Below are 12,093 nucleotides of genomic sequence, written 5' to 3'. Positions count from 1 at the left end.
CTGGAGCGTCTCGATGGAGTTGAGCGGGGCGGACTATATCCAGCACATCATGAAATGAAAAGTTTTTGAAGCCATGTTTTGCGCCTCCACGCGACCACCAATCAGGCGCTCTTGTCCTGTCATCAAAAGAAAAGTCGGTGTCGTCAAATGAAAAGCGTAGCGGGTGGGCGCTCTTTAATGTCGGTACTACAAAAAGATTCTGGCGAAACAGCCAGGCGAGCTACCGAGAAGGTGAGGTGTTCAAGTGAACAAACTGCAAACCGCCGCTACCGTTCTGATTGTACCGGGTCTGCGCGACCACGTTGCCGAGCATTGGCAAACGCTGCTTGAGGCCCGGTTGAACAACGTACGCAGCGTCCCGCCGCTTGAAACCGACAAGCTCGACTGCGCTGCCCGGGTCCGGGCGATCCAGCATGAACTGGAACAAATCGACGGCCCGGTGATTCTCGTCGCCCATAGCGCCGGCGTGCTGATGGTCGCCCACTGGGCCGCCCGCCACAGCGGCTCGATCAAGGGCGCTCTGCTGGCCGCGCCGCCGGACCTCAATGCCACCTGGCCGGCAAACTACCCGTCCCCTGAAACCCTCAAAGCCAACGGCTGGGCCCCTCTGCCTGCCGGTGCGCTGCCGTTTCGCAGCCTTGTTGCGGGCAGCACCAACGATCACCTGGCCAGTCTCGAGGCCGTCACCCGCATGGCCCGCGACTGGGGCAGCGAACTGGTCAACCTCGGCGAGGTCGGCCATCTCAATCCTGCTTCGGGCTTCGGCCACTGGCCGCAAGCCGAAGCCCTGATTCTGGAACTGGATCGCTAGTCAGGCACCTGGCCGGACGCGATCCGTCCGGCAATTGCTCTAACGCGTGAAAAAAACGCAGGCCTCTCAGCAGGGCCTGTGCAAGGAAAGCTGCGCTTAAAAAACAAGTACAACATGGCGGAGACAACGTAATGCATAACAATAAGAGTCACAGCCACACACTTCCTTCGCGACACAGTCTGTTGGCCCTGGCCATTCTGGCGGCGTCCATGCCGGTCGCTCACGCCGTCGAAGTGGATACCGGCAACCCTGACTGGTCGGTACGTTTCGATAACACCGTGAAGTACAACTACGGCGTGCGCACCGAAGGCGCCGACAAGCGCATGTTGGCGACCCCCAACAATAACGACGGTGATTACAACTTTCGCAAGGCCGGGACCAACATCACCAACCGCGTCGATCTGTTGACCGAAATGGACGTGGTCTACCAGCAGAGCATGGGCTTTCGGGTCAGTGCCGCGAGCTGGTACGACAAGGCGTATGAAAACACCGGCTCCAATTCCAACCCGTTCGTCAACGGCAATGGCGGCACTTCCGGCCTGGTCGCCAATGACCCGCGCCTGGCGGCGGTTACCAACGACAACGTCGGCTTCGGCAGCCCGCACCTGAGCAACTATGCCCAGCGTTATTACAACGGCCCTTCCGGGGAAATCCTCGACGCCTTCGTCTTCTACAGCACCGAAGTGGGCGATGAGTCGATGTTCAGCATCAAGGCCGGGCAACACAACGTGTTCTGGGGTGAAACCATCCTCAACCCGGTGCATTCGATCAGCTACGGCCAGTCCGGCCTGGACCTGGCCAAGCTGGCCGCGTCGCCGGGGACCGAAGCCAAGGAACTGTTCGTTCCGCGCAATCAGATTTCGATGACCTTCACCCTCAATCCCGAATTGACGGTGGGCGCCCAGTATTTCCTCGATTGGGATGCGGCGCGCCTGCCCGAGGCCGGGACCTACTATGGCGGTTCCGACCTGGTGGGCTTCGGCGCGCAGTCGTTCCTGCTGGGCAATACCAACTCCGTGACGCCGGGCAGCCCGCTCGGTTGTGGCATCGCGCCCTGCAACGGCCTGACCAACGTGCGCCGCGGCGATGACCTGACACCGCGCAATTCAGGCGATTGGGGCGTCATGGCCAAATGGTCGCCCGCCTGGCTGGACGGTACGCTGGGCTTCTACTACCGCCAGACGTCGGACATCTTGCCGCAAGCCTGGCTCGACGCCCGAGGCGTGAGTTCGGTCAACCCGAACGGTACGCGGCCAGCGGGCCAGGTGCCGGCGGTGGTCAATACCCTGAACTCCCTGAGCACCGCCACCTATCAACTGGCCTATTCCGACAAGATCGACATCTTCGGCTTGAGCCTGTCCAAGGACATCGGCGGCATCAGCGTCGGCAGTGACCTGAACATCCGGCACAACATGCCCCTGGCCAGTATTCCGGCGATCGTCAGCACCAGCAGCCCGCTCGGACTGGGTCAGGGTCTTGGCCTGTTGCCGGCGCGTTCGGCGGCCAGCGGCGTGATCTATGACACCCCGCACGATGGCGACAGCATGAGCGCCACCGGTGACACGCTGCACTGGACACTCAACGGTCTGATGAGCCTGCCGAAAACGCCGGTATACGATTCGGCGACCCTGCTCGCCGAGCTGTATTACAGCAACCTGCTCAAGCTCGATAGCAAGAACGAGGCGCTCTACAAAGGCAAGAGCACCTATCGCGGTATCGATGCGCCGACCCGCGACAACTGGGGCATTGCCGTCAACTTCACCCCGACCTGGTATCAGGTGTTTCCGGGCGTCGACATGACTCTGCCGATGTCGGTCAACGTCGGCCTCGCTGGCGTGTCTCCGGTCTCCGGCGGCGGCGCCAAGGACACCGGCAACTACGCGTTCGGCGTCGGTGCCGCGGTTTACAACAAGTACTTCGTCGACCTCAAGTACGTGGACTCCTTCGGCAAGACCGACAAGTGCAATGTCAGCGGCAACAGCACCGGTGCTGCCAATGCCGGAAGCGGCGACGGCTCCACGCCGAACGCCTTCAGCGGTAACGAAAACTATGCGTGCTACGCCGGTGGCTATTCAGCCTTCTCGGGTGGCGGTGCGACCACCGAAGACCGTGGCGCCCTGTACCTGACGCTGAAAACCACCTTTTGATTCACCCAATGCTTAGTCACTAAGCAGGAGTATGACCCCATGAAATTCGTGCAAACCTTGCTGGCCGCTTCCCTGGTCATGGCCATTGGCGCCCAGGCGCAGGCCGCCGTTTCGACTCAGGAGGCTGCCAAACTGGGCAGCAGCCTGACCCTGGTGGGGGCCGAAAAGGCCGCCAGCGCCGATGGTGCCATTCCCGCCTATGCCGGCGGGCTGACCACGGCCCCGGCCAGCTTCAAGGCAGGCGACAGCATGCGCCCGGACCCCTTCGCCAGTGAAAAGCCGGTACTGGTCATCGACGGTAAAAACGTTGATCAGTACAAGGGCATGCTCACTGCCACCACCGTGGAGCTGGCCAAGCGCTTCCCGACCTTCCGTGTCGATGTCTACCCGACCCACCGCACCGTTGCATTGCCCCAGGCGGTGCTGGACAACAGCGTGAAGAACGCCAGCGGCGCCAAGTCCCTTGAAGGCGGCCTGGCCATCGACAACGTCTTGCCGGGCGTGCCGTTCCCGATCCCGCAATCGGGCAGCGAGGCGATGTGGAACTTCCTGCTGCGTTATCAGGGCGTCAACATCAACTCCAAGTACGACTCCTGGAACGTCGACTCGGCCGGTGTACCGAGCCTGGCGACCACCGGGCAGGCGTTCATCACGTACCCGATCTACGAAAACCTGGCGCAGACCATCAGCAGTGCCGACGTGTACTACCAGATGAAGCTGTATTACACCGGACCGGCACGCCGCGCCGGTGAGTCGATCATGCTCAAGGACGCCGCCAACCCGCTGCAGCAGCCGCGCCGCGCATGGCAGTACCTGCCGGGTCAGCGCCGCGTCAAGCTGGCACCGAACCTGGCCTACGACACGCCGAACCCGGGTACCGCCGGTGCCGGTACTTACGACGACGTGTTCGTGTTCAACGGTGCGCTGGATCGCTACGACTGGAAGCTGGTCGGCAAGCAGGAAATGATCGTGCCGTACAACACCTACAAGCTGACCTACGCCCAGGACCCGAAAAGCCTGACCACGCCGAATCACCTTGCCCCCGATTTCGTGCGCTGGGAAAAACACCGCGTGTGGGTGGTCGAGGGCAACCTCAAGGCCGGCGCACGCCATGTCTACCAGAAGCGTCGCTTCTACCTGGATGAAGACAGCTGGGCCGCTCTGGCCTCCGACCAGTACGACGCACGTGGTCAGCTCTACCGTGGCTCCTTTGCCTTCCTCAGCCAGAGCTATGACAAGCAAGTGCCGGACTCCACGCCCTTCATGATCTACGACCTGGTCGGTGGTTCCTACAACATCAACGGTGTGGTCGGGCCTTACGGCGGTATCCGCTACATCGATTCGCTGTCCAAGGCGCAGTGGTCGCCGGAGTCCCTGGCAGGCGCCGGCATTCGCTAAGCGCCGTGTTCGACGCCGGGTGCACATGAGGTGCGCCCGGCGCGGTCTTTCCAAGAGGACGCAGTATGTGTTCGTACAAGAAGTACCTGCAGTTGGCGCTGGGCGCCACACTGGCTGTGCTCCAGGGCTTCACCCAGGCGGCCGGTTACGTCGACGTGCTGGACCTGCCAGCCAGGCCCAGCGCCCTGGCCGCGCACAGCCCGTTGCTCGGCGCGGCCCGTGCGGGTGAGCGACTGGTCGCGGTCGGGCAGCGAGGCCACATTCTCTACTCCGATGACAACGGCAACGCCTGGCAGCAGGCCACCGTGCCGGTCAGTGCCGACCTCAACGCCGTGAACTTCCCTTCGCCCACCCAGGGCTGGGCGGTCGGTAACGACGGCGTGATCCTGCACAGCAGCGATGCCGGCGCGACCTGGAGCAAGCAACTGGACGGGCGCCAGATCGGTGCCTTGCTGGTCACGCATTACGGTGCGCTCGCCAGTGCCGAACCGGCCAACGAACAATGGGCGCAGCTGGCCGCGGATGGTCAGCGACTGGTCGAGGAGGGCGCCGACAAGCCGCTGCTCGACGTCTGGTTCGCCAATGAAAAAGTCGGCTATGTGGTCGGCGTGTTCAACCTGATTTTGCGTACCGAGGATGGCGGCCGGCACTGGACGCCGTTTCAGGACCGCACCGATAACCCGCAGAGTCTGCATCTCAACGCCATCGCCTCCACGGGGGATGGGCTGTTCATCGTTGGCGAACAGGGGCTGCTGCTCAAATGGGATGAACCCAAGCAGCGTTTCGTGGCGCTGGATTCGCCCTACCAGGGCAGCTTTTTCGGTGTGATCGGCAAGCCCGGCGAAGTGCTGGTGTATGGCCTGCGCGGGCACGTGTTCCGCAGCGTCGACGGTGGCGCCAGCTGGACGGCGCTCAGTACCGGCCTGCAAGTCAGCCTCACGGCGGCCACTCTGGATGCCGAAGGGCACTACCGACTGTTAAGCCAGGCAGGACAGCTATTGGTTAGCACCGACGATGGCGCGCACCTCCAGCCGCAGCCCCGAAAAGACATCTCGCCGGCCGCCGGCGCGATCACAGCTCCCAACGGCGGGCTCGTATTGGTCGGCAGCCGTGGCGTGCGCGCACTCGACGTCAAATAAGAACTGGATTCACTAGAGCGAGAACCCTGACATGGGCAACCTCAAGCAAGACACCATGCCGGTGATCCGCCACATGCGTGACTTCGATCGGAACTCCGGCAACCGCTTGGAGCGCTGGGTCTTCAACTACCGTCCGCTGTTCATGCTGGTCATGGCCTTGATCACCCTGGTGCTGGGCTACATGGCGGCCACTCGCCTGGAGCTGCGCCCCAGCTTCGAAAAAATGATTCCGCAGAGCCAGCCCTACATTCAGAACTTCCTCGAGAACCGCAAATCGTTGCGCGGCCTGGGCAGCTCGGTGCGGGTGGTGGTGGAAAACACCCAGGGCGATATCTTCGACCCCGACTATCTGGCCGTGCTCAAGCAGGTCAATGACGATCTGTTCCTCACCGAAGGTGTCGACCGCGCCTGGATGAAGTCCTTGTGGAGCCCGGCGGTACGCTGGAATGAAGTCACCGAGGAAGGCTTCCAGGGCGGCCCGGTGATGCCCGATGCGTACCAGGGTTCGCCCGCAGACATCGAACAGCTGCGCCAGAACATCAACCGCGCCGGCATCGTCGGCAGCCTGGTGGCCAGCGATTTCAAATCGACCATGTTGATCGTGCCGCTGCTGGACAAAGCCTCGGCGACCGGTCACGGCATCAATTACTACCCGTTTGCGCAGCTCCTCGAACAACAGCTGCGTGACAAGATCGAGTTTGCCGGCGACAGCAAGGCACGCAAGGCCGGGGAGGAGGGCAAGGGCAAGTACAAGGTGCGGGTGATCGGTTTTGCCAAGTTGATCGGCGACCTGATCGACGGCCTGATCCAGGTGATGATGTTCTTCGGCCTGGCAGTGGTCACCTCGTTCATCATCATTTACCTCTACACCCGCTGCCTGCGCAGCACGCTGCTGGTGATCTTCTGTTCGCTGACGGCGGTGGTCTGGCAATTGGGCATTGTCGCCTGGCTGGGCTATGCCATCGATCCGTACTCGGTGCTGGTGCCGTTCCTGATCTTCGCCATCGGTGTGTCCCACGCGGCGCAGAAGATGAACGGCATCATGCAGGACATCGCCCGTGGCACCCATAAACTGATCGCGGCGCGCTACACCTTCCGCCGCTTGTTCATTGCCGGGGTCACCGCGTTGCTGGCCGACGCGGTGGGTTTCGCGGTGCTGATGCTGATCGACATTCCGGTGATCCAGGACCTGGCCATCACCGCCAGCATCGGCGTGGCCGTATTGATCTTCACCTCGCTGTTGTTGATGCCGGTGGCGCTGTCCTACATCGGTGTCGGGCGCAAGGCCGCCGAGCGTGCGCTGAAGATTGACACCCGCGCCGATGAGAGCCGCGGCTTCGGCAAGCTGTGGGATTTTCTCGATCGCTTCACCACGCGCAAGTGGGCCACGGGCATCGTGCTCGGCGCCGTGGCGCTGGGCATCGCAGGCTTCATGGTCAGCCAGCACCTGCAGATCGGCGACCTCGACAGCGGCGCCCCGGAGCTGCGCGCCGACTCGCGCTATAACCGCGATAACGCCTACATCACCAGCCACTATGCGCTGTCCAGTGATCTGTTCGCGGTGATGATCAAGACCGCACCCGAAGGTTGCCTCAATTATCAGACGCTGATTCTGGCCGACCGCCTGGCCTGGGAGCTGCAGCAATACCCGGGCGTGCAAGCGACCTCTTCGCTGGTCAACGCGGTCCGGCAGATCACCGCCGGTTCGTTCGAGGGCAATCCCAAGCTCAACAGCATCCAGCGCAACCAGAACGTGCTGAACTACGCGGCGCAGCAGGCCTCGGTCAATGCCCCGGAACTGTTCAACACCGACTGTTCGGTGATGCCGGTGATCGCTTTCCTCAAGGACCACAAGGCCGAGACGCTGGACGCGGTGGTCGCCATCGCCGACAAGTTCGCCCGGGAAAACAGCACGCCGGACCGCCAGTTCCTGCTGGCCGCCGGCACCGCCGGTATCGAAGCGGCGACCAATATCGTCGTGCGCGAGGCCAACCACACGATGCTGCTGTACGTCTATGCAGCGGTGACGCTGTTCTGCCTGATTACCTTCCGCAGCTGGCGTGCCACGCTGGTGGCGCTGCTGCCGCTGGTGCTGACGTCGATCCTCTGCGAGGCGCTGATGGTGATCATGGGGATCGGTGTCAAGGTCGCGACGCTGCCGGTGATCGCGCTGGGTGTGGGGATCGGTGTCGACTACGCGCTGTATTTGCTCAGCGTGCAGTTGCACTACCAGCGCCAGGGCATGCCGTTGGCACAGGCCTACCGTAATGCCGTGTCCTTCACTGGCCGGGTGGTGGGGCTGGTCGGCATCACCCTGGCGGCGGGTGTGGTGTGCTGGGCCTGGTCGCCGATCAAGTTCCAGGCCGACATGGGCATCCTGCTGACCTTCATGTTCATCTGGAACATGCTCGGCGCATTGATCCTGATCCCGGCGCTGTCCTGTTTCCTGCTGCGCAACATCACCCCCGTACCCGCAAGCACCACCGAACGCACGGCTGAGCTTGTGGGCGCAAACCATTAACCCTTCGCACTTCCATTGACCAGGGCATGTTGAATGCCCTGACATTGCCTGAGTATTTCAAATATGGCTGACTACAAAGCGCCCCTGCGCGATATCCGTTTCGTACTCAACGAAGTTTTCAAAGTCTCCCGCCTGTGGGCGGCGATGCCGGCCCTGGCCGAGGTGGTGGACGAAGAAACCGCCAATGCGATCCTTGAAGAAGCCGGCAAGATCAGTGCAGAACTGATCGCACCGCTCAGTCGCAGTGGCGACGAGCAGGGTTGCGCCTGGAACAACGGCGAAGTGTCCACCCCTGACGGTTTTGCGCAAGCCTATCGCGCCTTTGCCGAAGGCGGCTGGGGCGGTGTCGGCGGTGACCCGGCCTACGGCGGCATGGGCATGCCCAAGGTGATCGGTGCGCAGGTCGAGGAAATGGTCAACGGCGCCAATCTGTCTTTCGGCCTGTATCCGATGCTCACCGCTGGCGCCTGTCTGGCGATCAAGGCCCATGCCAGCGAAGAACTGAAGTCCGCCTTCCTGCCGAACATGTACGCCGGCATCTGGGCCGGTTCCATGTGCCTGACCGAACCGCACGCGGGCACCGACCTGGGCATCATCCGCACCAAGGCTGAACCTCAGGCCGACGGCTCCTACAAGGTCAGCGGCACCAAGATCTTCATCACCGGCGGCGAGCAAGACCTGACCGAAAACATCATTCACCTGGTGCTGGCCAAACTGCCGGATGCCCCGGCCGGGCCGAAGGGCATTTCGCTGTTCCTGGTGCCGAAGTTCATGGTCAATGCCGATGGCAGCCTGGGGCCGCGAAACGCGCTGTCCTGTGGTTCGATCGAACACAAGATGGGGATCAAGGCGTCCGCCACCTGCGTGATGAACTTTGACGGCGCCACCGGCTGGATCGTCGATGCGCCGAACAGGGGCCTGGCGGCGATGTTCACCATGATGAACTACGAGCGTCTGGGCGTTGGCATTCAAGGCCTGGCCACGGGAGAGCGTTCGTATCAGAACGCCGTTGAATACGCCCGCGACCGTCTGCAAAGCCGTTCGCCGAGCGGCGCGCAGAGCAAGGACACAGTGGCCGACCCGATCATCGTCCACCCGGACGTGCGGCGCATGCTGCTGACCATGAAAGCCGCAAACGAAGGCGGGCGCGCCTTCTCGACGTACGTGGCCATGCAACTGGACACCGCCAGGTTCAGCGAAGACACCGCAACCCGCCAGCGCGCGGAAGGCCTGGTGGCGTTGCTGACCCCGGTGGCCAAGGCGTTCCTCACCGATATGGGGCTGGAGACCACGATTCATGGCCAGCAGATCTTCGGCGGCCACGGTTACATCCGCGAATGGGGCCAGGAGCAACTGGTGCGCGACGTGCGCATCACCCAGATCTACGAAGGCACCAACGGCATTCAGGCGCTGGACCTGGTTGGACGCAAAGTGGTGGGCACCGGCGGTGAGCTGTACAAACTGTTCGCTGACGAGATTCGCCATTTCACCGCCACCGCTTGCGCCGACCTCGCGGAGTTCACCAGACCGTTGAACAGCGCCCTGGACAACCTCGACGAACTCACTGCATGGCTGCTCGACCGTTCGAAAAACAACCCCAACGAAATCGGCGCGGCGTCGGTCGAGTACCTGCACGCCTTCGGCTACACCGCCTACGCCTACATGTGGGCGCTGATGGCCAAGGCTTCGGTGAGCAGGGAAGCGCAGGACGACTTCTACGCCAGCAAACTGGGCACGGCGCGGTTCTACTTCGCCCGCCTGCTGCCGCGCGTGCAGTCGCTGGCTGCGTCGGTCAAGGCCGGTAGCGATTCACTGTACTTGCTCGACGCCGATCAGTTCTGACCCCGTGAACCGGAGATGATCTCCAATCAACCGCATCAGGAAGACTTCACCGTGGTGAAAACAAAAATACTCGCCCCCGCGCCAGGCGCTTATAGCTACCCCTTGTTGATCAAGAGCCTGTTGCTCTCGGGCGCACGCTATGCGCCCGATCAGGAAATTGTCTACGCGGACAAGCTGCGCTACAGCTACCGGACACTGAATGAGCGCATCCAGCGATTGGCCAGCGCGCTCACGCAAGCGGGCGTCAAGGCCGGTGATACCGTGGCCCTGCTGGATTGGGACAGCCATCGGTATCTGGAGTGTTTTTTCGCCGTGCCGATGCTTGGCGCGGTGCTGCACACGGTGAATATCCGTCTGTCTGCGGAGCAGGTTCTCTACACCATGAACCACGCCGAAGATGATCTGGTGCTGGTGCATGACGATTTTCTGCCGCTGATGGAGCAGGTCCACGATCAACTGACGACCGTCAAAGGCTACATTCAGCTCACCGATCAGGACGCGCCGGCGACTGCATTACCGGTGCTGGGGGAATACGAAAGTCTGTTGGCGCAGGCTGAACCGCGCTTCGATTTCCCCGATTTCGATGAGCATTCGGTCGCTACGCTGTTCTACACCACCGGCACGACGGGCGACCCCAAGGGCGTTTATTTTTCCCATCGCCAGTTGGTCTTGCACACGCTCAATGCCGTCGGCACCCTCGGCGTGTATCAGGGTTTGCCATTGTTGCGCTCCGACGATGTCTACATGCCGATCACGCCGATGTTTCATGTGCATGCCTGGGGCGTGCCCTATGTCGCGACATTGATGGGGATCAAGCAGGTTTACCCGGGGCGCTATGAGCCCAACAGCCTGGTCAGGTTGTACCGCGAGGAACAGGTCAGTTTTTCCCATTGCGTGCCGACGATCCTGCAAATGATCCTGGCTTGCGACGAAGCCGCCGCGACTGACTTCAGCGGCTGGAAATTGCTCCTGGGCGGCAGCGCGTTGACCCATGGGCTTGCCGCCCAGGCGACCGCACGGGGCATGCGTGTGCATAGCGGCTATGGCATGTCCGAGACCTGTCCGTTGCTGTGCCTGACGCACCTGAGTGAGGCCGAGCTGGAACAACCGGCGGCGGATCAGGTGGCCGCGCGGATCAAGACCGGGGTGGCGGTGCCGATGGTCGACTTGCGCATCATCGATGCCAGCGGCAACGAGGTGGTGCAGGATGGCGAGGCGCTCGGCGAGATCGTGGTGCGTGCACCCTGGTTGACCCAGGGCTACCTGAACGCACCCGAGCAAGGCGCGCAACTGTGGGAAAACGGCTGGATGCATACCGGTGACATCGGCTCCATCGACCCCATGGGCGTCGTGGAGATCAAGGACCGGATCAAAGACGTGATCAAGACGGGCGGGGAGTGGATCAGCTCGCTGGAACTGGAGAGCCTGATCAGCGAGCATCCGGCCGTCAGTTCGGTCGCGGTCGTGGGCGTTCCGGACCCGCAGTGGGGTGAGCGACCGGTGGCCCTGGTCGTGTCAGAAGGCATCACGGCTGAAATGCTGGTGGCTCATCTGCATCAGTATGTCGAGAGTGGCCGCATCAACAAATGGGCGATTCCCCGGCAGATCAGGCTGGTGGCCGACATACCCAAGACCAGTGTCGGGAAGATCAACAAGCGGTTGATCCGTGAACAGGAATTAAACCAATAGGCGACGATACGCCCTTGTAGGAGCGAGCCGGCTCCGGGCGGCGTTCCGACGATGAACTCAAAGGACCGTTGGGTATCAGGTTCCCCGCGTTATCGTTGACCACCATCGCGAGCAGGCTCGCTCCTACAGGGGGGCGGTGGGTCATCCCAGGTGTTCGGGGTTGACCGGGTCGCCCGACTGCATGTTCAGTTTCACCCGCACATCCTCGAACATGAGGTCGTAAAACTTGTGTTGCGAGCCGATCTGGCTGTAGATCTTTGGAATACCGTATTTCTCTACAACTTTCGTGAAGTTGCTGGCGAAATTGTAAGCCTGGTCCTTGGGTAGATAGAAAGTCTCTTCGAATTCCTTGTCGAAAATGGTGCCGTGCATCTTGAACTGCATCCCCTTGCCTTCCTTGGGGTCCTGAGCGACTTCGTAGTCGATGTGTATGTTGTAGCTGACGTCATCCTTGGTCAGCGCATGACGCTCGATGTGCAACTTACCGGGCTCGAACGTAGCCATTGTCATCTCTCCTTCAAATAGGCCTTGAAGCGGGGCAGGCCG

The 12,093-nt window shown here is 61.9% G+C and carries 8 protein-coding genes; 7 read left to right on the top strand and 1 reads right to left on the bottom strand.

From position 1 onward, the window contains the following. The first annotated feature begins 244 nt into the window (after positions 1–244). From ACX3YF_RS24580 to ACX3YF_RS24550, 7 genes are all read left to right on the top strand, one after another. Positions 245–811, top strand: coding sequence for an RBBP9/YdeN family alpha/beta hydrolase (locus ACX3YF_RS24580; protein WP_047528898.1), 567 nt, complete (start codon positions 245–247; stop codon positions 809–811). A 131-nt stretch (positions 812–942) separates the two neighbouring features. Beyond that, positions 943–2,958, top strand: a complete 2,016-nt coding sequence (locus ACX3YF_RS24575) for a DUF1302 domain-containing protein (RefSeq protein WP_458974475.1) — start codon at positions 943–945, stop codon at positions 2,956–2,958. Positions 2,959–2,997: 39 nt separating this feature from the next. Next, positions 2,998–4,356 carry a DUF1329 domain-containing protein gene (locus ACX3YF_RS24570; protein WP_047528900.1) on the top strand — a complete coding sequence of 453 codons (1,359 nt, stop codon included), beginning with the start codon at positions 2,998–3,000 and terminating at the stop codon, positions 4,354–4,356. Between the two features lie 65 nt (positions 4,357–4,421). Next, positions 4,422–5,495: a WD40/YVTN/BNR-like repeat-containing protein gene (locus ACX3YF_RS24565; protein ID WP_130204264.1), complete on the top strand. Its 1,074-nt coding sequence runs from the start codon at positions 4,422–4,424 to the stop codon at positions 5,493–5,495. 31 nt (positions 5,496–5,526) lie between these two features. After that, complete coding sequence (locus ACX3YF_RS24560; protein WP_458974474.1) at positions 5,527–8,016, top strand: efflux RND transporter permease subunit; 2,490 nt, start codon at positions 5,527–5,529, stop codon at positions 8,014–8,016. Between the two features lie 63 nt (positions 8,017–8,079). Further along, on the top strand, positions 8,080–9,858 hold the full coding sequence (locus tag ACX3YF_RS24555; protein ID WP_130204266.1) for an acyl-CoA dehydrogenase C-terminal domain-containing protein: 1,779 nt from the start codon (positions 8,080–8,082) through the stop codon (positions 9,856–9,858). A gap of 51 nt (positions 9,859–9,909) precedes the next feature. Continuing rightward, the gene (locus ACX3YF_RS24550; RefSeq protein WP_458974869.1) at positions 9,910–11,547 is read left to right on the top strand and encodes a fatty acid--CoA ligase; all 1,638 of its coding nucleotides are present in this window, start codon (positions 9,910–9,912) and stop codon (positions 11,545–11,547) included. Positions 11,548–11,688: 141 nt separating this feature from the next. On the opposite strand, the gene ACX3YF_RS24545 is transcribed toward ACX3YF_RS24550, so the two are convergent. Then, positions 11,689–12,051 (bottom strand): DUF5064 family protein, encoded by a 363-nt coding sequence (locus tag ACX3YF_RS24545; protein ID WP_198131838.1) that lies wholly within the window; start codon positions 12,049–12,051, stop codon positions 11,689–11,691. Positions 12,052–12,093 lie beyond the last annotated feature (42 nt).

This window comes from Pseudomonas fluorescens group sp. PF-69, from assembly GCF_054481235.1.
Note: the sequence above shows the minus strand (reverse complement) of the source record. Positions and strands in the feature narration are given on the sequence as shown.